Here is a 21,752-nt window from a genome sequence, read left to right as displayed (position 1 = left end):
CTTGCCTTACTGACCCGACTGGATCTGGCGCGCCAGCATGATCGCGGCCATCTTGGTGCGCTCGATCAACGTGTCGACCGTAGAGGCTTCGCGAGAGGAATGTATACCGGTCCCGTTCAGGCCCAGCCCGTCGATCGTCGGCAGCCCGGCGCTTTGCACGATCGAGCCGTCCGTGCCGCCACCGGACACATTGGTTTCCGTGATCGGTTCATCGCCCAGCAGCTTCGACAGCCCCATGGCCTGTGCGATCAGGGCGTCGACCTCTTCATGGGGCGGTTTCGCCGGACGGTGCAGCACGACCCAGCTTTCAACGGTCGGAAATTCAGGATAATCCGGGTTGCTGACAACGGTGCTGGCGGCGATCTCCTCGATGCCGTTCTTCAGCTTTTCACCCGACTCGGCCGTCAGATACCGCATATCGATATAGGCTTCGGCGCAGCCCGGAATGGTATTGCGCTTTTCGCCGCCGCTCATGGTGCCGGTGTTCACGGTCGATCCCGCCTCGTAGTCGGTCAGCTTCTCGATCTCGATCACTTTGTGCGCCAGTTCCAGATTGGCCGACACACCTTGTTCGTGATTGGCCCCGGCATGGGCTTCGCGGCCGGTGATCTTGAGTCGCGCCTGGCCCAGCCCCTTGCGTGAGCGGGTCATCTTGCCCGGAGGCGAGGGCTCATAGATCAGGCCGATGTCATGATCCTTGGCAAGTGACAGCAGCAATTCACGCGAGCCCAGCGATCCGATTTCCTCGTCGCTGTTGAAGGCGATGGTGATATGCCCATCGGCAAGCAAGCCCTGGGCCTGGACCGCACGCAGCGCGTTGAGCATGACGACGATACCGCCCTTCATGTCGCCAACGCCCGGCCCCTTGAGCGTTCCATCCTCTTCGATGGTCAGCGACTGGAATTCATCGCTGGCCGGAAACACCGTGTCCATATGGCCGTTCATGAAAATGCGTCGTGTCGAATCGCCACGGATCGTTCCGACCAGATTGTCGGCAAACGCCATCTCGCCGCCCGCGCAAGTCAGGATTTCGACCGAAGGCGCCGGAAATGTTTCGGTCTCAAAGCCCAGTTGTTCGAGATCCGCCTGCAACAGGTCGCGATAGGCATCCAGACCCGCGATATTCTCTGTGCCGGTATTCATCCCGACATGTTGTTCAAGCTCGTCCAGAATGGCCTGACGGTTCTCGTCTACCCAGGCGATCATTGCCTGTTCCGTGTCGCTCAGCGTCACCTCGGCGGGCTGAACGTCTGCCTGCGCCGTCGCCGTCACCGGAAACGTCGCGCCGCAAAATCCAATCAGCGTGGCCGAAAGGACGGCGGGCGTATAGCGGAGTATGTTCATGATTTCTCCTGAATGAAACGTGGATAGTGTAGGTGTTGAGTTCAGTCATTGAACGCTCAAATCTGGCATCTGTAAATATGAATACGGCCTGCGCCCGACGCGGCGCAGTTGCTCCGGATGCAAACCTTTTTTGCACTCGGGGCGGTTGCTTTTGCGCGCGCGCTCGGCTTTTGTCACGTCGAGCAGAAAGCGGGACCGGGCATGCAGAACAAACTTCTCCTCATCATCCTGGACGGCGTACCCCATCGCAATTGGCGACGGTTGTTTGGCAATCTCGAGGGCTGGGTGCAATCCGGCGAGGCGCGGGTCTGGACCCATCGGGCGGTGCTGCCTTCGATCTCGGCCAGCTGCTATGCCTCGATCCACACCGGGGTCAGCCCGCAGGTTCACGGCTGTACCGGTAACGGAAATGTGTTCCGCCTGAGCCAGCCTGACATCTTCAGCCAGGTTCGCGCCGCGAACGGCGTCACCGGTGCGGTGGCGCATTCCTTCTGGTCGGAATTTTTCAACCGTCACCCGTTCGATTACGTCCGCGATATCGAATATGACGAACCCGAGAGCGATACGATCAATCATGGCCGTTTTCACACCATGACGGGATATGGCCATGACAACCAGATGACACCGTCCGACGTCGACCTGTTTGCGACACTGACCAACCTGTGTCTGCGCTTCGGCCTGAATTACGGATTGCTGCACACCTGCACCCTCGACAGCATGGGGCACCGGTTCTTTCACGACTGCACGCAGATGGACCACGCCTGTTTCGTGATGGACGAGATGCTTGCGCCTTTCATTCCGAAATGGCGGGCGGCAGGCTACGAGGTCATCGTCACTGCGGATCACGGGCAGGATGCGCGCGGGCATCACGGGGGGCGCGATCCGTTGCAACAGGAGTCTGCGCTCTATTATTTCGGCCCCGCCAGCGGCCCGTCAGAGGATACGGTGATCGACCAGCTGCAACTCGCCCCGACCATCCTGTCGCGCTTGGGCGCTCCTGTCCCCGACACGATGCAGGCACGGCCCTTTCTGACCTGACACGCGACCCGGTCAGTCGTAGGGCCAGATATCCTGCCCAAGCGCTTCGATCGCGCACACGATCCGTTCGAAACTGTCCCGTGCGCGATCGACCGTGGTGCGCGCGCGCAGATAGCCGTGAACAAGCCCCGGTTCGCGTATCCAATGCGCCTTCCCCCCGGCGGCGCGAATGCGCTCGCAATACACGCGCCCGTCATCGCAGACCGGATCGCATTCGGCAGAAAAAACAATGCTGCGCGGCAGGTTGGAAAAATCGCTGTCATGCAGCGGCGCATAGGTCGGATCGTTTTCCGGGGCCTCGCCATCCACCCCGCGGACACCGGCGTACTGGATAATGTAGGCCCGTTGCAGCAGCGGCGCGTCGGCATGTTCGATATAGGACCCCGCGTCGACATCCCCGCCCAGCCCGGGATAGATCAGAACCTGCCCGAGAATGTCGCGCTGCCCTCCCCGTGCATGCGCGGCCACCGCAGCGGCAAGGTTCGCGCCGGCGCTGTCTCCGGCAAGAATGATCGGATCCGAAAATTCGGTTCCGGCCCAGCATGTCGCATTATAAGCATCGTCAAAGGCCGCCGGATGTTTGTGTTCCGGAGCCAGACGATAATCCACCGACACAACCCGGTATCCGGTCTGGGCGCAGATTTCGGCGCAGACGTCGTCATGGCTGTCAAGACCGCCCACCACGAAGCCACCGCCGTGAAAATACATCACGGTCCGTGTCGGGCCGCCCGCAGAATAGACACGCACCGGCACGCCGTTGGCGGACATGTCACGCACCTGCACCACGTCAGGACGCGGGGCACGGAACGCGGCGCACATCGCATCATAGGCTGCACGTTCTTCTGCCAGTGTCCGGCCCGCTGGATCATCCGGATATGTTTCTTGCGTCCTCCGGATAAACTCCCAGGTTTGCGCGTCAATCAGCGAATCGTAATCCATTGCCGCCTCCGCTCAGGTTGTTGCCCCGGCCTGATCCGCCCATTCCCACGGGCGTGTGAAATCCCCAAGAATCTTGGCGACCTCCTCGTCCTTGGCTCCATTGCTCTGCAGCCGCGCGACAAGCCCGCGCTTCTTGTCGTCGATAACCTCGCTGACGCGCGCCGCGCTGCCCGCCTCCTTGAGCGCGGCATCATACACACGGGTGATGGCGATCTTGCGCAAATCGGGTTTGAAGATCTTGCCGACAGCGGTTTTCGGCAACTCGTCCATGATCTCGATATGCTTGGGTCGGGCAGCACGTTCATGCACATGCACCTGGCAATATTCCATCAGTTCCTCTGCGGTGACCGACGCACCTTCGACCAGCTCGACAAAGGCACAGGGCAATTCTCCAGAATGTGCATCCGGCTGGCCGATGGCGCCGGCAAAGGCAACTGCATCGTGGCCCAGAAGCGCCTCTTCGATCTCGGCAGGATCAATATTGTGCCCCCCGCGAATGATCAGATCCTTGGCTCGCCCGGTGATCCACAGGTATCCGTCCGCGTCGATCCGGCCAAGATCGCCGGTGCGCAGATATTTGTCCTGATAGTAGAGATCCGCGTTCTTGGCGGTCTCGGTATAGGTGTGGCCGGGGTAAACGCCTGGATTGCTGATGCAGATTTCCCCGATCTCGTCCACCCCCACTTCGGCAGGTCCATCCGCCGATCCCTTGATGATCTTGACGTCCGTATAGGGGAACGGAATGCCGATCGAGCCGATCTTCTTTTCCCCGTCAACCGGGTTGCCCGATACGAGGCATGTCGCCTCGGTCAGACCATAGCCCTCGATGATGGTGACCCCCGTCGCCTGCTCGAACCGGCGAAACAGTTCGAGCGGCAGGGGGGCCGACCCCGAGAACGCCTTTTTCACGGTCGAGATATCCGCATCCACCGGCCGCTGCATGCTGGCCGCGATGGCGGTTGGCACGGTAACGATGAACGTGGTCTTGTAACGCTCGTTCAGCTTCCAGAAATTGTCGAAAACCCCTTCGCCGCGATACCCCTGCGGCGTGGGAAAGATCACATGGCTGCCGCAATAGACCGCCGCCATCAGGATCACATGGCAGGCCATCACGTGGAACAGCGGCAGCGGACACATGATGTTGTCCTCTTCGCTGAGCAGCAGTTCACCGCCCACCCAGCCGTTATAGACCACCCCGCCATAGGTATGCTGCGCCACCTTGGGCATCCCGGTCGTGCCACCGGTGTGGAAATAGAAGGCCACGCGGTCCTGTTTGCTGTCCTCAAAGGACAGGGTCGTGGGCTGGCGCGCCAACTCGGAATTGAAATCCTTGTAATCCGCGTGGGCGAGATGTTCCTTGTTGGGCATCTTGGGACGGATCAGAGGAACGATCCACGATTTCGGCGGCGTCAGGTACCGGTTCAGATCGACTTCGAGAACAGTATTTACATCGGGCGCGTGGCGCACCGCCTCGGCGGTCTTTTGCGCGACATCCGTCTTGGGAAACGACTTGAGGGTCACGACCACCTTGGCCTTTGTCTCGCGCAGGATCGACGCGATCTGTTCCGGTTCCAGAAGCGGGTTGATCGGGTTGACGATCCCCGCGATGGCCCCGCCCATGATGGTCAGCACCGTCTCGTTGCAATTGGGTAATATGAACGCCACGGTGTCCTTTTCCCCGACCCCAAGCGACCGGAACAGGTTGGCCGCCTGCACGCTGCGCCGCAAAAGCTCGGACCAGGTCAGGGTTTCCGCCTTGTCCGTGGGACCGGACAGGATCTGATAGCTGACCGCGTTGCGATCCGGAAACCTGTCGGCGGTACGCGACATCATCTGGAAAAGAGTCTTGGGAAGGTCCCGATCCGCCCAGGGCATTTCATTTTCAATAGCGTTTCGATCCGCCAGATTCGCAATGGACATCGTGATTTCCTCCCAGGGTCGCCGTCGGTTCAGGCGTGACTTTTCCGGTCAGGATGCGGGGAAAAAAACAGTCGTGCAAGGGCGCAAGCGACGCGGAAGCGCACCACGGGGAAATGACGTCACGCAACTTGCGCGGTCCGGACCTCAGGCCGCGACGCTGCCGTCGGTAAACTGCAACCGTGCGAGCCGGGCATAAAGCCCGCCTTCGGCCACGAGCTGCTCGTGCGGTCCGGTGGCGACAATCCGACCCTGATCCATCACCACGATCCGGTCGGCCTTTTTCACGGTCGCCAGCCTGTGTGCGACGATCAGCGTCGTGCGACCGGCGCTCAACTCGTCCACCGCCTGCTGCACGAGGCGTTCGCTTTCGGCGTCCAATGCGCTGGTGGCCTCATCCAGCAACAGCACCGGCGCGTTGCGCAGGATCGCGCGGGCAATGGCGATCCGCTGTTTCTGCCCGCCAGACAACATGACGCCCCGCTCGCCCACATAGCTGTCATAGCCCTCGGGCAGGGCCGCAATGAAATCATGCGCCGCCGCCGCCCGCGCAGCCACCTCGACCTCGGCATCCGAGGCATCCGGGCGACCGAAGCGGATATTTTCACGCGCCGAGACGGCAAATATCACCGGGTCCTGTGGCACCAGCGCGATATGCTGCCGGAAGGCGTCACGGGCCAGCGCGTTCAGCGCCACACCGTCAAGCGTGATACGGCCGCTATCGGGATCATAGAAACGCTGGATCAAATGGATGATGGTGGTCTTGCCCGCCCCCGACGGCCCGACAAAGGCCACCGTTTCGCCCGGCGCGATCTCAAGAGAAACATCGGACAGGGCCGCGGTTTCCGGCCGGGAAGGATAGCGGAAAGACACGTTTTCAAAGGCAATGTGCCCCTGTACCGGTTCGGGCAACACGGCGGGTTGTTCGGGGTCCTGCACCGCATCAACGCTCGCCAGCAATTCCACCAACCGTTCCGTCGCCCCGGCCGCGCGTTGCAACTCGCCCCAGATCTCGGACAGCGCGGCAACCGAGCCGGCGACCATCACCGAATAGATCACGAACTGGATCAGCGTGCCTTCGGTCATGTTGCCGGTCCGCACGTCCAGCGCGCCCATCCAGAGCACGCCGACAACACCGGTAAAGACCAGGAAGATGACAATCACCGTCATCAGCGCGCGGGTCCGTATGCGGCGGCGCGACACCTCGTACGAAGTCTCGGTCATCTCGGCGAACTGCGCCCGGCTTGCCCGCTCATGCGTGAAGGACTGCACGGTCTGCACCGCTGCCAGGGCCTCGGCGGCATTGCCCGAACTGGCGGCGATCCAGTCCTGATTCTCGCGGCTGATGCTCCGCAGCTTGCGGCCCAGCACCAGGATCGGAACCACCACCACCGGTACGATCAGCAGCACCAGGCTCGTCAACTTGGCCGATGTCAGCAGCATCAGCACCAGCCCGCCAATGAACAACAGAAGGTTGCGCAGCGCAATCGACACCGACGAGCCCAGCACCGACTGGATCAGGGTGGTGTCGGTGGTGATCCGGCTCAGAACCTCGCCGGTCATGATCTTTTCGAAGAACTGCGGGCTCATGCCGATCACCCGGTCGAACACCGCCATGCGAATGTCCGCGACGACGCGCTCGCCCAGTCGGGTCACGAGCGCATATCGCAACCCCGTCCCCACCGCGAGCAGCGCCGCAATCGCAAGCGCCGCAATGAAATACTGGTTCAGGATCGCACCATCCTGCGCCCGGAAGTTATCGACCACGCGGCGCACCGCCAGCGGCAAGGTCAGCGACACACAGGCCGTCAGAACAAGTGCCATGATCGAGGCGACGATCAACCCGCGATAGGGTGCCATGAAGGGCCAGAGTTCCCGCAGACCGCCGATCGCCCTGGACCGCGCGCGCTCTTCGGTGGCATTGGGGGCCACTGCTGGCACGGCTTGGCTTGTCTTGGGTCGGCGGGCCATCTCGCCTCCTTTGGTCCTGCGGCATGCCCGTTTTCCGGGGCATTTACTGGCCCTGCTTCATGGCCGTGCAGGGTCGCGGGGTCAAGCGTTCGATCCCGTCTGCGGCCTCAAACGCCACATAAGTCGCACCCCCCTGACACCGCGTGCGCAGCGCAAAGCCATTTGACCCGCCCCGGACAACAGGATACCTGAAATTCCGATCCATCGTGGGACGAGCGACAAGGCGGGCATGCAGGTCATCATTCATACAGGCGCGCATTGCACCGATGGTGATCGCATCCTGAAATGCCTGCTGCGCAACAAACAGGCCTTTGCGGACCGCGGCATCGCGGTGCCCGGCCCCGGCAGGTATCGCGAGCTGCTCGGACACTCGTTTCGCGCCATGTCTGCCACTGCGCCCGCCCCGGATGCGCGCGAGGTTCTCATGGACGCCATTCTCGACGAGGAACATGCCGACCGGATGATCCTGTCCAACGCCTATTTCTTCGGCTCGCGTCGTCTTGCCGTCCGCGACGGACAGCTCTATCCGGCGGCACCGGAACGGGTGAGGTATCTGCACAAACTGTTCCGCGGAGATCGGCTGACGATGTTCATGGGGCTGCGCAATCCGGCCAGCTTTCTGCCTGCGGTACTGGGAAATCCCACACGCGAACAGCTTGCGGATGTGCTTGGCGGCACCGATCCGGGCAAACTGCGCTGGTCCGATTGCCTGCGCCGGATCCATGCGGCGGCCCCGGACATGGACATGATCGTCTGGTGCAACGAGGACACGCCGCTGCTCTGGGCGCATATCATCCGCCAGATGGCCGGCTTGCAGCCCGATGAAAAGATCGTCGGCGGGTTCGATCTTCTGTCCGATCTCATCACCCGCGAAGGCATGCAGAAGTTCCGCGCCTATCTGCACACACACACCGGGCTGAACGAAAACCAGAAGCGCTGCGTGATCGCGGCTTTTCTCGAGAATTTCGCAATTCCGGAGCGGATGGAAGAGGAACTGGACCTGCCCGGCTGGACCGAGGAACTCGTCGAAGAACTGAGCGACGCCTATGACGACGATCTCACGCGCATCCGGCAAATTCCCGGAGTCACCCTGATTGATCCCTGAAACACCTCGCGTGTTTATCCGCTTGCAACGCGGTCCACGGCTTTGCCATATCTCGGCGAGGACTTTGAAACGGAGGCGTCCAACCATGCTGCATACATTGACCCGACGGCTGTTCATGGCCGGCGCGCTGGCGATGCTGTCGATGCCCGCGCCTGCGGCTTCAGAGACACCGGTGACGGTTTTTGCCGCCGCGAGCCTCAAATCGGCGCTGGACGAGCTGGTTTCGATATATGATGGCCCGGTGCAGGTGTCTTACGGCGGCAGTTCGATGCTGGCGCGCCAGATCCAGCAGGGCGCTCCGGCGGATCTCTTTATCTCGGCCAACATCTCCTGGATGGATGTATTGGAACAGGACGCGCTCATTGTCGACACGAGCCGCAAGACGTTGCTGACCAACCGTCTGGTTCTGATCGCCGGTCGTGACGTCAAGTCCGATCTTGTGATCGAACCGGGCTTTGATCTCGTCGGCGTGCTGGGCGAGGATCGTCTGGCCATGGCCCTTGTCGATGCCGTGCCCGCCGGCATCTACGGTGCCGCCGCCCTGCGTGCGCTTGGTGTCTGGGAACAGGTCGCACCGCATGTTGCCCAGACGGACAACGTGCGCGCCGCGCTCATGCTGGTCGCTCTGGGCGAGGCCCCCTATGGCATCGTCTATGCGACCGACGCGGCGGCGAGCCCTGACGTGCGGGTTGTCGGCGTCTTTCCTGAAGACACCCATCCGCCGATCCGCTACCCCGCCGCACTGGTGGCAGGCGGCCAGGCCGACCCGGCGCAGGCCTTTCTGGATTTCCTCGCTTCGCCGCGCGCCGGTGACGTGTTCAGATCACATGGCTTCGGGCTGCCCGGGGACGGCGAATGAGCGACTGGCTCGGCCCGGAGGAATGGCAGGCGCTCTTGCTGTCCCTGCGGGTCTCTTTCTTTGCCACGTTGCTCAGCCTGCCACTTGGCATACTGGTCGCCTACGCGCTGGCCCGCTGGCAGTTTCGCGGCAAGCAACTTCTCAATATGCTCGTCCACCTGCCCCTGATCCTGCCGCCGGTCGTCACCGGATACCTTCTGCTGCTCACCTTCGGACGGCAGGGGGCGATCGGCGGCTGGCTCTATGACAGCTTCGGAATCATGCTCGCCTTTCGCTGGACCGGTGCGGTACTGGCGGCGGCAATCATGGCATTTCCACTGATGGTCCGGGCGCTGCGGCTGGCGATCGAAGCGGTCGATCCCAAGCTCGAACAGGCAGCGGCTACGCTTGGAGCCTCGCGCGTCTGGGTGTTTTCCTCGGTGACCCTGCCATTGATCCTGCCGGGGCTGATCGCGGGGGCCGTGCTCGCCTTTGCCAAGGCCATGGGCGAATTCGGCGCGACCATCACCTTTGTCTCGAACATTCCGGGACAAACCCAGACCCTGCCCTCCGCCATCTATGCGTTCCTGCAGGTTCCCGGCGGCGAAGCGCCTGCGCTGCGCCTCGTGCTTGTGTCGATCGCAGTGGCGATGGGCGCGCTGCTCGTGTCGGAATGGCTGGCACGGCGGGCTGCCCAAAGGATCTCCGGTACATGAGCCTCTCGGTCGACATGCGCCATCGTCTCGGAGCCCTGAACCTGCAGATTACGTTCCAGGCGCCGGGTGGCGTCACCGCCCTGTTCGGCCGATCCGGTGCCGGCAAGACAACGGTCATCAACGCGGTCGCGGGCCTGCTGACCCCGGACAGCGCGCGCATCTCACTTGACGGGCAACTTGTGCTCGACACCCGGTCCGGCCATGCGGTTCCCACCCGCAAACGCCGCGTCGGCTATGTCTTTCAGGACGGGCGGCTGTTTCCACATCTTTCGGTGCGCCAGAACCTGACCTATGGCGCGCGTTTCGCCAGTGCCGCACCACGCACCACGCTGGCCGAGGTCAGCGAGCTGCTCGGAATATCCGACCTGCTGGATCGCCGCCCTGGAACCTTGTCGGGGGGCGAGAAACAGCGGGTGGCAATCGGGCGCGCGCTGTTGTCGCAGCCCCGGATCCTGCTCATGGACGAACCGCTCGCCGCGCTCGATTCTGCGCGCAAGGCCGAGATCCTGCCCTTTCTCGAACGGCTGCGCGATCACACCGACATCCCGATCCTTTATGTGAGCCATTCGGTCGCAGAGGTCGCCCGCCTCGCAACCACCGTCGTTGTCCTGGAAAACGGCCGCGTCACGCGATCGGGCCCCGCCGAACAGGTCCTGTCCGATCCCGACATGGTGCGCCAGCTTGGCGTACGCGAGGCCGGTGCCGTTCTTCCGGCCACCGTCACACGGCATCATCAGGACGGGCTGACCGAACTCACCGTGTCCGGCGGGCGCCTGTTCCTGCCAGAGATGGAGACGCCGCCGGGCACAGCCACGCGCGTGCGTATCCTGGCGCATGATGTGATCCTGTCGCGTGACAAGCCACGCGGGCTGTCGGCGCTCAATATTCTCTCGGCATCGATCCTCGCCCTACGCGACGGCGACGGGCCGGGCGTCATCGTCCAGATGCAATGCGGCGAGGATCGCCTGCTCGCGCGCATCACCCGCAGATCCGCCGATGCGATGGCCCTGCAACCCGGCGATCATATCCATGCGGTCATCAAGTCGGTGTCAATCGCGCGCACCGATGTCGGGGCGGGATAGCCCCTTACATTCCGAGGGCTTCCTTGTACATTTCCAGGATCGCCTCTTCTTCGGCGATGTCGTCCTTGTCACGCTTGCGCAGGGCGATGACCTTGCGCATGACCTTGGTGTCATAGCCGCGCGCCTTGGCCTCTGCCATCACTTCCTTCTGCTGATCGGCGATGTCTTGCTTTTCCGCTTCCAGCCGCTCCACCCGCTCGATGAACTGGCGCAATTCATCGGCAGTCACTCGATAGGAGGTATCGGTATTGGTATCGCTCATTGCGGGCTCCGTGGATCATTGGATGTCAGAGCCTGCGGGATAACGCTGCCCCGGTCCCGCTGCAAGGCTCAAACCGTCACGCGCGGCATTGAAGCCTGTTGCGCATGGCCGGTCGATCCGCTAGGCGCGTCGCATTGAACAAATCCCGGGGGCGGCATGTTTGAAACGATGGTCTGGGTTGGTGCGGCGGTGTCACTTGCCGGTCTTGTCGGGCTGATATGGTGCATCCTGCGCGTCGCCAGGGCACGACGCGCCAAGCTCCCCGACGACGAGATGCGCGCCACGTTGCAGTCGGTGCTGCCGATGAACATCGGCGCGCTTTTCCTGTCGGTGATCGGACTGATGCTCGTCGTCGTGGGCGTGATGCTGGGCTAGGCCTTCAGACAGGCATGTTGTCGAAACGCGCTTCGATCGCTTCGTCGAGCAATGCCGCGTCCAGCTGACGCATCCGCCTCGGCACCCTGGCGCCCTCTGCGGCGATCTTGCTCAGAACTCTTGAAAACTGGGGCTGAAGCGCAATTCGCGTTTCGGCCTTGGCCGCAGAGATCCGCTCTTCCAGATGCTTTGCCCTGAGTTGCAACTCGTCGATGTTCATCTCATTTCCCCCCGAATAGTTCGCTATGGATACACCGCAATCGTAACGACTGCACAACACCGTCACACAAAACAGATGCACCACCCCGTCATGTTCTCAGAAAAGACGTACAACCCCAAGGTGATTCTTTTCTTTTTTACAGATCTCGCATCTGACGGGCGTGATTGCCTTGATACAGGTCAAGCCGGCGCACATTGATCGCCGCAATTAATGGAAAACGCTCTGCACGGACCAGCGGATCGGGGGCATACCAATATCATGTCTGCGAATGTCATCGCCGACCGCCCAACCGTACCGATGGGATCGGGCGAGGTTTGGCACCCCACGCGCCGATTGTGCAAGCGCCAAATGCGTGCTGCAGCGGAAGGGTTGTGTGCGACGCAGCCCATGCACTCGCTCACCTTCCCCTCGGTTCCGGCAGACATGTGCGCCCCGGATCGTTTGCCGACTGGACAGCGTGCCGGAGCGCGCGTAAAGAGCGGAGCATGGACCTGCGCAGCTTATCCCCCGACTATTCCGTCTCGCCGCAAATCTCGGTCGAGGACGTGCCCGCGCTTTCCGAGGCCGGGATCAAACTCGTGATTTGCAACCGACCTGACAGCGAAGTGCCGCCAAGTCATCAGGCCGAGGCAATCGGGGCCGCAGTGCGCGATGCCGGCTTGCGGTTTGAAGTCCTGCCTCTGACGCATCAGACCATGACCCCCGAGAACGTTGCGCGCCAGGCGGAACTGATCGCGTCAGCCGGAGGGCCGGTGCTGGCCTATTGCGCGTCGGGAACCAGGTGCTCGGTGGTCTGGGCCTTGGGGCAAGCTGCGACGCGCAGCGCCGATGACATTCTCGCAGACGTCTCGGCGGCGGGTTATCAGCTTGAGGGGCTGCGCCCGACGCTCGAACAATTGCACCAAGACACGGACGCCTAAAGCGTTTCGCGATTAACTTGAAACATCCCGCATCAGCTAACGCGTTGAAATCTTTGATTTCAGGCAGCGTTAGGTGATTCAGGTTTATCGCGAAATGCTATAGCCAGAGATTACCCTGCGGCCTCCCTGAGCTCGTCCACCTCTTCTGCGTCCAGCCCGGCAAGCGCGGAAATCTCCACGGCGGCATCCTCCGGGCTCATCCCCGAAAAACTGTCCTCCTCGCTTTCGGCGGCAGGGTCCACGTGCACATCGACGGGCGCGGCCTGCGCTTCGACCAGGTGACCATCCACCGTCATCGGATCATCCAACGCCGCCTTTCTGGCAAGGCCGCTCGCAAAACTCTCCTGGTCGCCCTGCATCGGAGTGCGAATTTCGTTCAGACGCAAGGCGCGCAGCCCACCGGACTGGCCCAGTCGGCCGATCGCGATTTTCTGCCCCGAAATCGAAACAAGCTCGACCCGATCCAACCGTTCCTGCACCAGCGGCAGCATGTCCCCCGGCTGCATCCTGGACAATTCCGCCAACGGGACGCGCACGCGCGACAGAACCGCCACCAGATCGGCGCGCGCGATCCCGATCGCCTGCCCGAGCGTTGGCGCATCCTGCGCGGCAACGACCTCCTTGCCGGTCTCGGTCTGCGGTTTTGGTTCCGGCAGGATCAGACACATTTCCCCTTGCAGAACGCCCCCATCAAGCTCAAGCGTCAGATCGAAAGTCCGATAGGTATCCGCATCCAGCACCAGCATGGCCGCCCGCTTGTCCTCGACCCGTGCACCAAAGCGAAACCCGGTCAGGCAGTTCTGATCGGCCGGCACCTCGGCCAGTTTGGCGGCGCGCTCGAGCATCCCATCCACCAGCGGTGCCACCATCGCCGCGTCGGTCGCGGTGAACGGGCGGTCGTCCGGCGCGATTGCCGTGACGCGCCCCATCGTCTGTTGCTGTACCAGCGCGACGACCAGCACCCGATCCAGAACGATGGCACCCGTCAACCCGTCGGGCCCATCCAGCAGAACCAACAACCTCGCGTCGGCCAGGTGCTGCTCGACCGCGTCCTGATCCACCCGCGATTGCCGGATACCGATGACCGAGACCACAAGATCGAACAGGTTGGCCGCAGCCCGCGCGACGCCCAACCGCAGCGCGCCGGCCGCGGTTCTGCCGACCGTCGCGCCGCTTTCGCGATTGGTGTCGGTCTTGCGTTTCAGCGCAGAATTTGAGCCGGAGGTACCCATGAATTTCGACCTGCTCGTGCAACGATATTGTTTCCGGTCTAGCGCAGGGTTGGTTACGAAGAGCTTTACGCCGTGTGTTATTGCGCCGCGACCCTCGCACCCAGCGGGAGCATCACCCGAAACGCACCGCCCGATTTTCCCGGCAAATAGCTGACATTGCCGTCAAGGCGCTGCATGATCTCCCGGCTGATCGCCAGCCCGAGCCCCGCGCCACCGGCCTTCTCGCCACTCACGCGCGTGAACTTCTCGAAAATCACCGCGCGGGAATCGGGCGGTATGCCGCTGCCATTGTCGACGAAATCGACCAGTAACCGGTCGGAAACCGCGCGTACCTTGATCCGCAACTCGGGGTGATCGGCGTTGCAGTATTTCTGGGCGTTGGCAATCAGGTTGATGAACACCTGCGCCAGCCGGTCGAGATCGGTATAAAGTGCGAATTGTTCCTCTTCCCGTTGTCGCCTGACCAGCAGCGGGCGCTCCGACCCTGCCAATGCGGCGGCTTCTGCCCTGTCCAGCACCTCGAACAGGTGTCCGCTCCGCATGTTCAGGCTGACCTGACCGCTTTCCAGAACGCTGAGATCGAGCAGATCGTTCAGCAGCCGCGTCAGGCGCAGTGCTTCGTCGTGAATGATCGTCGCGTAATGTGTCTTGTCTGCTTCCCCCAGCCCATCGGTATCGCGGAGTATCTCGGAAAAGGCGCTGATCGAGGTCATCGGCGTTCGCAGTTCATGGCTGACCTGGCTGAGAAACGCATCCTTCTGCACCGACAGTTGGGTCAGCTTGGCATTCGCCTCGCGCAATTGACGCGCCGTTTTGCTGAGCTCTGCGGACTTGGCCTCGAGCTTGCCGGAATATTCCAGCAGTTGCGCGCTTTCGTCTGCCACCGCCAGCAGGTCCTCGACCGAGACCGACGAACCGCCGACGATCTGTCCGATCATCGCATGCGCGGTCGCCGCACCGACCGATCCCGACAACTCGCGCTCCAGCCGGGTCAGGAATGCCGGGCTTGGCTCGGGCAGGTAACCCCGCTGCCCCTGCGCCTCGGCCTCGCGGTGAAACAGATCCTGCGCCTGTTGCGCGCCGAGGATGCGCTGCGACATGATCATCAGGTCTTCGCTCTGACCGATGGAACCGGTCCAGCCTCTGGGCGCGACGGAATGATCGAAAACATTGACGAATTGTGCGGCCTGCAAACGCTCCAGCGGACTTGGAAAGGTCACAAGCGACACGATGCAGAATCCCGCGGCATTCAGAAGAAGGCTCCACATCACCGAATGCACCACCGGATCAAGGTCGTCGGCACCGAACATGGCCAGCGGCCTGAGCCAGCCGATGCCGAACGGCCCGTCCCGGATCACGCTGTCGGAGAGGAAATTGCCGCCGAGTTCCGGCAGCAACAGGGTATAGAGCCACACGGCAAAGCCCAGCACCAGACCCACAAGCGCACCGGTCCGCGTGGCCCCGCGCCAGAACAGCCCGCCGACCAGAGCCGGCAGGATCTGCGCGATCCCTGCGAACGCGATGAGGCCGATCGAAACGAGCGCGTCCCCCCCGCCGGAAAGCCGGTAATAGAAGTAGCCCAACGCCAGAATGCCCGCGATCGAGATGCGCCGCGCCAGCAGGACAACGTTGCGCACATCGCCCGAAACCGACGCGCCCTCTCCGTGCCAGGACAGCCAGATCGGCATGACCACGTGGTTGGACACCATCGTCGACAACGCCATTGCGGCAACGATGACCATTGAGGTCGCGGACGAGAATCCGCCGAGAAACGACAGCATCGCCAGCCCCTCGCGCCCCTGGCTCAGCGGCACGGTCAGCACGAAAAGATCAGGGTTGGCGCCTTCGGGCATCAGGTCCAGGCCCACCACCGCGATGGGAATGACGAAGAGACTCATCAAAAACAGGTAAAGCGGAAACGCCCAGGCCGCCGTGCGCAGATGCCGTTCGTCGCTGTTTTCGACCACCAGCACCTGAAACATGCGCGGCAGGCAGACAAAAGCGGCGGCGGACAGAAAGGTGAACGTGACCCATCGCCCGGACGCGACATTCCACCTGCCAATCTCGGATCCATCGATCTGGGCCATGACCGGACCAATGCCGCCTGCCAGCTCCCAAACCACAAAAGCGCCGACGGCCAGCAATGCCAGCAACTTGACAACCGCCTCGAGCGCAACCGCCGTCACCACGCCATGATGGCGTTCGTTGGCGTCCAGGTTGCGCGTTCCGAAGAGGATCGCAAAAACCGCCAGTCCCGACGCCACGTAGAACACGCTGGCACCGTCGCTATAGACGCTTCCGGGGTCTGCCTCGGCAAATATCGAGAACGACAGGGTGATCGATTGCAGTTGCAGCGCGATATAGGGCGTGACGCCGATCACCGCCAGAAGGGTCACGCAGATGGCCAGCGAATTCGACTTGCCATAGCGCGACGAAATCAGGTCGGCGATCGATGTCACCCGCTGGCTCCGCCCGATGCGCACCAGCTTGCGCAGGCCCCACCACCATCCCACCATGACCAGCGTCGGGCCAAGATAGATCGTCACGAATTCGAGCCCCGAACGCGTCGCATAGCCGACCGCGCCATAAAACGTCCACGCGGTGCAATAGATCGACAGCGACAGCGTGTAGATCAGCGGCGTATGCAACCAGCGACTGCGACCCCGCGCCGCCAGCCGGTCCGCGACAAAAGCGACAATGAACAGCACCACCACGTATCCGAGACACACCAGGACAAGCAGGTTCAGCGATGCCACCCTGTCACCTCCGTGCGTCACCCGGACGCGACCATGCCCGCGTCATCCTGCCGAAAATCAGAACCGCGAGGATCAGTGCGGCCCAGACCGAAAAGACATAAACGATGGCCGCCGACATGGTGACACCCGCGTCTTGCGCCGCGCCATCCGACACCGATGGCCACAGCAGGGGCAGCGCAAAAAGCACCGCCCCCAGGAGCGGCAGAATGCGCGCGGCATCCATCAGCCGCCGGCGGCGGTAACTCTGGCGTTCAAGAAACACCGACGGCCGCATCCTGGCGGCAGGATCACCATCGGCGCGACGCTGTGTCATTGCCGCGACGCATGTGCCAGCAGGTCACGCACCGCTGTCAGGACTTCAGCGTTCGAAAACGGCTTGGTCATGAAACGGCTCACCCCGGCCTTCTCCGCCATGTCCCGGTCGCGCGATTGTCCCCGCGCCGTCAGCATCAGCACCGGCAGACCGGCAAGCGCGGGAATCTCGCGCAGGTCACGCAGGATTTCCATGCCGCTCTTGCCCGGCAGCATCAGGTCGAGAATGACGAGATCCGGCGAGGCCGCCCGAATGACTTCAATCGCATCCGATCCATCGGAATGCGTCCCGACGTCCCACCCGTCGCGGGTGAGCAGGAATCTGATAGCCTCGATGATGTTCGGTTCATCCTCGATCAGCAGGACATGTCGCCCCATTTGCGCCGTTCCTCCCCAAGGCGCGCGCTTGCCGCGCAACTTTATTGTTTTTCCAGTTAACCTAACCTTGCTTTCACAACCCTGTCAAAAGCCTTCACTCAGGATCGAGGGTTCACGACGGGCACGACATTCGGAACGCGGACAAACCCGACAGCTGCTGCCGACCGGTTGCACCGGTGCCTGGTCTGCGCCGTTTCCCGAGATCGGAAGAATCAGCATTGTCGACTGATAGAGCGGGTCTTCATCAAAAAAGCGTTGTCCCGACGGGTTGCGCGATTGCCATGCAATCGAAGAGCATCGCGGAACGCCCCAGTTGCGACACATGGCGACGCACCGGCATCAGCGGTCGGCTGAGCGCCGTAAAAACCGGCCATAACGGACAGGATGCGCCAAAACGCGGCAGCGCAAACCCCTCGATCTGCTTGCGATAGAGGATGCTTCCAGAGGCGTCACAGACCACAAGCCCCACATCGCCGGACAAGACATCGTCCGGCATCGCGGCGAGCCGACGAAACACCGCCGACAGGTCCGCGCCAAAAACCTGGGCCAGCGCGACCGGATCCGGGCCGACCTCTGCGATCGTCTCGCGGAAATCGTCCAGCGGCATGGCCCGCGCGTCTTTGGCATAGCGCGACAGGACTTCGGCGGCGATCAACCGGGCCGCGCGCGATGTCAATTCGGGCGCGGCGTCGGCAAGGGCTTCGGGCTCGGATGTGCCATCCTCCAGATCGACGAAGTGAAAGCCACAGCGGGCAACAAACGCCTCGACCTCTTCCTGCGGCGAGCCACGCCGTTCCTCGGCGTTTTCGCTTTCGTCGAGATAAGCGACCAGCGCCTTGCTGCTCTCTGCCAGACGCAGGCTGTCTTCGTTCAGGTTCCTGTGGAACCGCTCACGCCACTCCTGTTCGAGTTCTCCGGTCTCGGCAAGGATCGAGGCGGTGGACCGAATCGCGGCCGCTGTGGACAGCACTTCGTGCAGCGACGCCGCAAGCTGCGGGTCATGCGTCAAGCGATCAGACAGGGTTTCCACGGCCCGCTCCAGCGATGCGATGCGCCGATGCCCGGCGGCCAGAACCTCGGCCCATCCCGGAAATCGGCCGGCAAATTCATCGGCCCTGTCAATCTCGGCCGCCACGGGTCCGGCATCGGCAGCCGCCTCGCGCAGGGTCGCGATCAATGCCGCCTCTGCGCCCTGCGTCAGCATCGAAGGTTCGACCCCCAGGATCTGCGCGATGTCGAGCAGAAGTTTGCCGCCGATCCTGCGTCGGTTATGCTCGATAAGATTGAGGTAAGAGGCCGAAATTCCCACCTGCCGGGCAAGATCTGCCTGCCGCATCCCCGCAATCGACCTGCGTTCGCGGATACGGCTTCCGGTCAGGGTGTCGCGGGCCATGACGCGGTCAACTCCTTTTCCAGTGGTTTCGGATGCAATCCGCATCCCGGCATGGGGTGATTTACAAAATACCCTGAATCCTGTGGATTTATTTACAATATTCTGATGGTTTTCAAGTGGCTTATCGCAATGTTTTCAGACGCTAGGACTGGCAATGCTGCGTCGCGCATGTTTTGTGCGGTGCGCGGCAACGACAATCCGATCAGCAAACCGACCCGGCCCAGACCTGCCTGCGAACACACCTGTCCGGTAGATCATCCAATCCGGGCGGCCGATTGCGGCCTGACCGGAAGAATAAAATTAATCTATATTTTTCAATATAGTTACACTCCGGCATTAATCATTTGGCAATCTCTGATCCGCATGCTGATCACCGGGTGAGGGCGCGATCAGATGATAGGAGCAATCAAATGAATATCTCCATTGCACTACCGGCAATGGCGCCACAGACAACCGGCCATCCGGCTTCGCTTCCTGCGGACCCGGTCGAGGCGGGAAACACGCAAAAGGTAACCCCCGCATCGGAGGGCGCGGCATCGGGTGAAACCGGCCAGCGACAGACCGGCAGCGACGAGCAGCAGGAAACCGCGCCGCCATCCGCGATGCAGATCAAGATCATGGAAATTCTTGAGATGCAAGCCCGCGAAATGGACGAGACGCAGAGCTAACCAGCGCTATCGTGCGGCCCGGCAGCCATCGACCGGAATGGCCGCACCGGTGACGTTATGTGCAACCGGGTTGCACAGCCAAAGCGCCAGCGCACCGATTTCCGAAGGGTCGGAACCGCGCCGGTCACAAGCGCCGTTTTTCCGTTCAGCACCGTCATCGCCGATCCTCCAATCTCTTTCGCAACTCGGTCTTGAGAACTTTGCCATAGTTGTTCTTGGGCAGTTCATCGAGCGTGACATACGTCTTCGGCCGTTTGAACCGGGCGATATTGTCGATGCAGAGGCGGTCAAGTTCCTCGAACGGCGCGGTCCCCACGACGAACGCGACCACGCTTTCGCCCCATTCCGGATGCGGTTGACCGACAACCGAAACCTCGCGCACGTCAGGATGGGTCAACAACACCTCCTCGACTTCGCGCGGGTAGACATTCGAACCTCCCGTGATGATCACATCCTTCGAACGGTCCTGCATCGTCACATAGCCGTCCGCGTCCATGAACCCCATGTCCCCGGTCATCAACCAGCCATCGATCAGCGCCTTTGCGCTCGCCTCGGGGTTTTGCCAGTAGCCCGGCATGACCACATCACCCGACACCATGATCTCGCCATGCGCACCAGCGGGTACAGGCGCCCCTCTGGCATCGCCGATCCGTACCTCGACCGGGGATTGCGCGCGTCCCACGCTGGCCAGCCTCTCGCGCCAGCGGACATGCGTGCGGTCCGTCACATCGTGTCGCGACAAGGCGGTGATCCCCATCGGGCATTCCCCCTGCCCATAAATCTGAACAAATACGGACCCGAAATGCGCGACCGCCTCGATGATGTCCGCGTTGTACATGGGCCCTCCCGCATAGACGATAGTGCGCAAACCTGTACCTGTCTCACCTGTCGCCCGCGCCGTTTCGGTCATGCGTTTGACCATTGTGGGCGCAGCGAACATATGAACGCGTCCGAAATGCCGCGCGAGATCGAGAATCTCGGATGTCTCGAATCCGCCTGACACCGGACAGACATGGCGCGCACCGTGCAGCACGTGAATCATGTTGTAGATACCGGCACCGTGACTCATTGGGGCCGCATAGATCGCCGCGTCTTCGGCGCTCACGCTATCGACATCCACCGGATAGGCCAGCGACATCGCGATCAGCATGCGATTGGTGATCATCACGCCTTTGGGTTGCCCGGTGGTGCCCGACGTATAGAACAACCAGGCCAGATCGTCGGCGGTCCGGGCCAAAGGCGCCGCGATGGGCGATGTGGTCAGCGCCAGCAGGTATTCGGCGGCGCCGACCGTCACGACACGGCATGTCACCCGGGCGTCGCGCAAGGAGTCGGCCAGTTCCGTGGTCGCAAAAACCAGCGCCGCACCGGAATCGTTCAAGATGAAATCCGCCTCGCGACCATGCAGCTTGGCATTGATCGGCACCGCCACGCCCCCGGCATACCAGATGCCATATTGCACGACGAGATAATCCGGGCAGTTCTTCATTAAAATCGCGACACGATCGCCGGGCGAAATGCCCTCGGTCGCCAGCCATGCCGCGATCCGGGCGGCACGATCATGAAAGCCCCGGTAATCCGCAACCTGCGCCTTGCCCAGGAACAGCGCGGGACGCTCGGGATGCGCCTGTGCCTGCCGGAACAACCAGTTCCCCAAATTCATGACATCCCCCTTTCGGTCCTCGTGACCGGATGTAGACAGAATTTGCCGCATCTGGCCACCTCACGTTCGCAACATCACGTGCCCGCACCCGCCATGCCGGGCACGCTCCCCGGCCACGCACTGGAAATCCGGGCAACAAACGGCCATGTTGAGCAGAGCGAACGGCGCTTTTCACAGGCAAGACCTTGTCCTATAAGCGCCCTGACGAAAACCCGCGGGACAGACGGGCACAGCAGAACCGGTCGAGGACATCATGACAGACACCAAACACGAGTCGGACGTGGCATTCATCAAGGCACTTGCCGAATTGCTGCGTGAAAACGACCTGACGGAAGTGCAGGTCAAGCGCGATTACGGCGAGGATGACAGCCTGAATGTCCGCGTCAGCCGCGTGACCCCGGTCGCCCCCGCCGCTGTCGCACCGCTCCCGGTCGCCGCGGCCCCCGCACACCCTGCCGGGGGGGGGGGGGGGGGGGGGGGGGGGGGGGGGGGGGGGGGGGGGGGGGGGGGGGGGGGGGGGGGGGGGGGGGTGGGGGGGGGGGGGGGGGGGGGGGGGGGGGGGGGGGGGGGGGGGGGGGGGGGGGGGGGGGGGGGGGGGGGGGGGGGGGGGGGGGGGGGGGGGG

General features: G+C 62.5%; 19 protein-coding genes and 2 pseudogenes. 9 read left to right on the top strand and 12 right to left on the bottom strand.

All coding sequences use genetic code 11. The features are described from left to right. Positions 1–6 precede the first annotated feature (6 nt). Positions 7–1,344, bottom strand: a complete 1,338-nt coding sequence (locus AB9K34_RS19185) for a M20 family metallopeptidase (RefSeq protein WP_369956050.1) — start codon at positions 1,342–1,344, stop codon at positions 7–9. 201 nt (positions 1,345–1,545) lie between these two features. Between AB9K34_RS19185 and AB9K34_RS19180 the strand changes: the two genes are divergently transcribed. Next, positions 1,546–2,382 carry an alkaline phosphatase family protein gene (locus AB9K34_RS19180; protein ID WP_369956049.1) on the top strand — a complete coding sequence of 279 codons (837 nt, stop codon included), beginning with the start codon at positions 1,546–1,548 and terminating at the stop codon, positions 2,380–2,382. 12 nt (positions 2,383–2,394) lie between these two features. Here AB9K34_RS19180 and AB9K34_RS19175 read toward each other — a convergent pair whose 3' ends face one another. From AB9K34_RS19175 to AB9K34_RS19165, 3 genes are all read right to left on the bottom strand, one after another. Then, positions 2,395–3,321 carry an alpha/beta hydrolase fold domain-containing protein gene (locus AB9K34_RS19175; protein ID WP_369956048.1) on the bottom strand — a complete coding sequence of 309 codons (927 nt, stop codon included), beginning with the start codon at positions 3,319–3,321 and terminating at the stop codon, positions 2,395–2,397. A gap of 12 nt (positions 3,322–3,333) precedes the next feature. Next, positions 3,334–5,241 carry an acyl-CoA synthetase gene (locus AB9K34_RS19170; RefSeq protein WP_369956046.1) on the bottom strand — a complete coding sequence of 636 codons (1,908 nt, stop codon included), beginning with the start codon at positions 5,239–5,241 and terminating at the stop codon, positions 3,334–3,336. 144 nt (positions 5,242–5,385) lie between these two features. Continuing rightward, positions 5,386–7,209, bottom strand: coding sequence for an ABC transporter transmembrane domain-containing protein (locus AB9K34_RS19165; protein WP_369956045.1), 1,824 nt, complete (start codon positions 7,207–7,209; stop codon positions 5,386–5,388). Positions 7,210–7,438: 229 nt separating this feature from the next. On the opposite strand from AB9K34_RS19165, the gene AB9K34_RS19160 reads away from it, so the two are divergent. The 4 genes from AB9K34_RS19160 (at position 7,439) to modC (ending at position 10,950) form a co-directional block, all read left to right on the top strand. Beyond that, positions 7,439–8,314, top strand: coding sequence for a hypothetical protein (locus tag AB9K34_RS19160; RefSeq protein WP_369956044.1), 876 nt, complete (start codon positions 7,439–7,441; stop codon positions 8,312–8,314). A gap of 85 nt (positions 8,315–8,399) precedes the next feature. After that, entirely contained in the window at positions 8,400–9,173 is a 774-nt protein-coding gene (gene modA / locus AB9K34_RS19155) for a molybdate ABC transporter substrate-binding protein (RefSeq protein ID WP_369956043.1), read from the top strand. Continuing rightward, positions 9,170–9,868: a molybdate ABC transporter permease subunit gene (gene modB / locus AB9K34_RS19150; RefSeq protein ID WP_369956041.1), complete on the top strand. Its 699-nt coding sequence runs from the start codon at positions 9,170–9,172 to the stop codon at positions 9,866–9,868. The genes modA and modB overlap by 4 nt, the downstream gene beginning before the upstream one ends. Continuing rightward, positions 9,865–10,950: a molybdenum ABC transporter ATP-binding protein gene (gene modC, locus AB9K34_RS19145; RefSeq protein WP_369956039.1), complete on the top strand. Its 1,086-nt coding sequence runs from the start codon at positions 9,865–9,867 to the stop codon at positions 10,948–10,950. The genes modB and modC overlap by 4 nt, the downstream gene beginning before the upstream one ends. A 4-nt stretch (positions 10,951–10,954) precedes the next feature. On the opposite strand, the gene AB9K34_RS19140 is transcribed toward modC, so the two are convergent. Then, a complete protein-coding gene (locus tag AB9K34_RS19140) occupies positions 10,955–11,212 on the bottom strand; it encodes a DUF2312 domain-containing protein (RefSeq protein ID WP_369956038.1) in 258 nt (85 codons plus the stop codon). Between the two features lie 156 nt (positions 11,213–11,368). Here AB9K34_RS19140 and AB9K34_RS19135 point away from each other — a divergent pair, with 156 nt between their 5' ends. Beyond that, the gene (locus tag AB9K34_RS19135; protein ID WP_369956037.1) at positions 11,369–11,587 is read left to right on the top strand and encodes a hypothetical protein; all 219 of its coding nucleotides are present in this window, start codon (positions 11,369–11,371) and stop codon (positions 11,585–11,587) included. A gap of 4 nt (positions 11,588–11,591) precedes the next feature. On the opposite strand, the gene AB9K34_RS19130 is transcribed toward AB9K34_RS19135, so the two are convergent. Then, complete coding sequence (locus AB9K34_RS19130) at positions 11,592–11,807, bottom strand: hypothetical protein (RefSeq protein WP_369956036.1); 216 nt, start codon at positions 11,805–11,807, stop codon at positions 11,592–11,594. A gap of 485 nt (positions 11,808–12,292) precedes the next feature. On the opposite strand from AB9K34_RS19130, the gene AB9K34_RS19125 reads away from it, so the two are divergent. Then, positions 12,293–12,727 carry a TIGR01244 family sulfur transferase gene (locus AB9K34_RS19125; protein WP_369956035.1) on the top strand — a complete coding sequence of 145 codons (435 nt, stop codon included), beginning with the start codon at positions 12,293–12,295 and terminating at the stop codon, positions 12,725–12,727. 110 nt (positions 12,728–12,837) lie between these two features. On the opposite strand, the gene AB9K34_RS19120 is transcribed toward AB9K34_RS19125, so the two are convergent. The 5 genes and pseudogenes from AB9K34_RS19120 to AB9K34_RS19100 all read right to left on the bottom strand — a co-directional run bounded on the left by AB9K34_RS19120 (position 12,838) and on the right by AB9K34_RS19100 (position 18,798). Next, positions 12,838–13,959: a FliM/FliN family flagellar motor C-terminal domain-containing protein gene (locus AB9K34_RS19120; RefSeq protein ID WP_369956034.1), complete on the bottom strand. Its 1,122-nt coding sequence runs from the start codon at positions 13,957–13,959 to the stop codon at positions 12,838–12,840. Between the two features lie 77 nt (positions 13,960–14,036). Continuing rightward, the gene (locus AB9K34_RS19115) at positions 14,037–16,715 is read right to left on the bottom strand and encodes an ATP-binding protein (RefSeq protein ID WP_369956033.1); all 2,679 of its coding nucleotides are present in this window, start codon (positions 16,713–16,715) and stop codon (positions 14,037–14,039) included. Between the two features lie 4 nt (positions 16,716–16,719). Further along, positions 16,720–17,028, bottom strand: coding sequence for a hypothetical protein (locus tag AB9K34_RS19110; RefSeq protein ID WP_369956031.1), 309 nt, complete (start codon positions 17,026–17,028; stop codon positions 16,720–16,722). After that, positions 17,025–17,405 (bottom strand): response regulator transcription factor, encoded by a 381-nt coding sequence (locus AB9K34_RS19105; protein WP_369956029.1) that lies wholly within the window; start codon positions 17,403–17,405, stop codon positions 17,025–17,027. The genes AB9K34_RS19110 and AB9K34_RS19105 overlap by 4 nt, the downstream gene beginning before the upstream one ends. A gap of 84 nt (positions 17,406–17,489) precedes the next feature. Continuing rightward, positions 17,490–18,798: pseudogene (locus tag AB9K34_RS19100) on the bottom strand (helix-turn-helix domain-containing protein). A gap of 410 nt (positions 18,799–19,208) precedes the next feature. Between AB9K34_RS19100 and AB9K34_RS19095 the strand changes: the two are divergent. Beyond that, positions 19,209–19,466 carry a hypothetical protein gene (locus AB9K34_RS19095; RefSeq protein ID WP_369956028.1) on the top strand — a complete coding sequence of 86 codons (258 nt, stop codon included), beginning with the start codon at positions 19,209–19,211 and terminating at the stop codon, positions 19,464–19,466. 154 nt (positions 19,467–19,620) lie between these two features. Here AB9K34_RS19095 and AB9K34_RS19090 read toward each other — a convergent pair whose 3' ends face one another. Further along, positions 19,621–21,129, bottom strand: a complete 1,509-nt coding sequence (locus AB9K34_RS19090; protein ID WP_369956027.1) for an AMP-binding protein — start codon at positions 21,127–21,129, stop codon at positions 19,621–19,623. Between the two features lie 253 nt (positions 21,130–21,382). On the opposite strand from AB9K34_RS19090, the pseudogene AB9K34_RS19085 reads away from it, so the two are divergent. Continuing rightward, positions 21,383–21,586 (top strand): annotated as a pseudogene (locus AB9K34_RS19085) (acetyl-CoA carboxylase, biotin carboxyl carrier protein); the annotation flags it as partial. Positions 21,587–21,752 lie beyond the last annotated feature (166 nt).

The sequence above is a fragment of the Sedimentitalea sp. XS_ASV28 genome (genome assembly GCF_041224545.1).
Lineage (GTDB): Bacteria > Pseudomonadota > Alphaproteobacteria > Rhodobacterales > Rhodobacteraceae > Sedimentitalea.
Note: the sequence above shows the minus strand (reverse complement) of the source record. Positions and strands in the feature narration are given on the sequence as shown.

What these genes read in the sequence shown, in the direction of transcription:
- AB9K34_RS19185 (WP_369956050.1), bottom strand. Translation starts at nt 1,344, where the DNA reads ATGAACATACTCCGCTATACGCCCGCCGTCCTTTCGGCCACGCTGATT.
- AB9K34_RS19180 (WP_369956049.1), top strand. Translation starts at nt 1,546, where the DNA reads ATGCAGAACAAACTTCTCCTCATCATCCTGGACGGCGTACCCCATCGC.
- AB9K34_RS19175 (WP_369956048.1), bottom strand. Translation starts at nt 3,321, where the DNA reads ATGGATTACGATTCGCTGATTGACGCGCAAACCTGGGAGTTTATCCGG.
- AB9K34_RS19170 (WP_369956046.1), bottom strand. Translation starts at nt 5,241, where the DNA reads ATGTCCATTGCGAATCTGGCGGATCGAAACGCTATTGAAAATGAAATG.
- AB9K34_RS19165 (WP_369956045.1), bottom strand. Translation starts at nt 7,209, where the DNA reads ATGGCCCGCCGACCCAAGACAAGCCAAGCCGTGCCAGCAGTGGCCCCC.
- AB9K34_RS19160 (WP_369956044.1), top strand. Translation starts at nt 7,439, where the DNA reads ATGCAGGTCATCATTCATACAGGCGCGCATTGCACCGATGGTGATCGC.
- modA (WP_369956043.1), top strand. Translation starts at nt 8,400, where the DNA reads ATGCTGCATACATTGACCCGACGGCTGTTCATGGCCGGCGCGCTGGCG.
- modB (WP_369956041.1), top strand. Translation starts at nt 9,170, where the DNA reads ATGAGCGACTGGCTCGGCCCGGAGGAATGGCAGGCGCTCTTGCTGTCC.
- modC (WP_369956039.1), top strand. Translation starts at nt 9,865, where the DNA reads ATGAGCCTCTCGGTCGACATGCGCCATCGTCTCGGAGCCCTGAACCTG.
- AB9K34_RS19140 (WP_369956038.1), bottom strand. Translation starts at nt 11,212, where the DNA reads ATGAGCGATACCAATACCGATACCTCCTATCGAGTGACTGCCGATGAA.
- AB9K34_RS19135 (WP_369956037.1), top strand. Translation starts at nt 11,369, where the DNA reads ATGTTTGAAACGATGGTCTGGGTTGGTGCGGCGGTGTCACTTGCCGGT.
- AB9K34_RS19130 (WP_369956036.1), bottom strand. Translation starts at nt 11,807, where the DNA reads ATGAACATCGACGAGTTGCAACTCAGGGCAAAGCATCTGGAAGAGCGG.
- AB9K34_RS19125 (WP_369956035.1), top strand. Translation starts at nt 12,293, where the DNA reads ATGGACCTGCGCAGCTTATCCCCCGACTATTCCGTCTCGCCGCAAATC.
- AB9K34_RS19120 (WP_369956034.1), bottom strand. Translation starts at nt 13,959, where the DNA reads ATGGGTACCTCCGGCTCAAATTCTGCGCTGAAACGCAAGACCGACACC.
- AB9K34_RS19110 (WP_369956031.1), bottom strand. Translation starts at nt 17,028, where the DNA reads ATGACACAGCGTCGCGCCGATGGTGATCCTGCCGCCAGGATGCGGCCG.
- AB9K34_RS19105 (WP_369956029.1), bottom strand. Translation starts at nt 17,405, where the DNA reads ATGGGGCGACATGTCCTGCTGATCGAGGATGAACCGAACATCATCGAG.
- AB9K34_RS19095 (WP_369956028.1), top strand. Translation starts at nt 19,209, where the DNA reads ATGAATATCTCCATTGCACTACCGGCAATGGCGCCACAGACAACCGGC.
- AB9K34_RS19090 (WP_369956027.1), bottom strand. Translation starts at nt 21,129, where the DNA reads ATGAATTTGGGGAACTGGTTGTTCCGGCAGGCACAGGCGCATCCCGAG.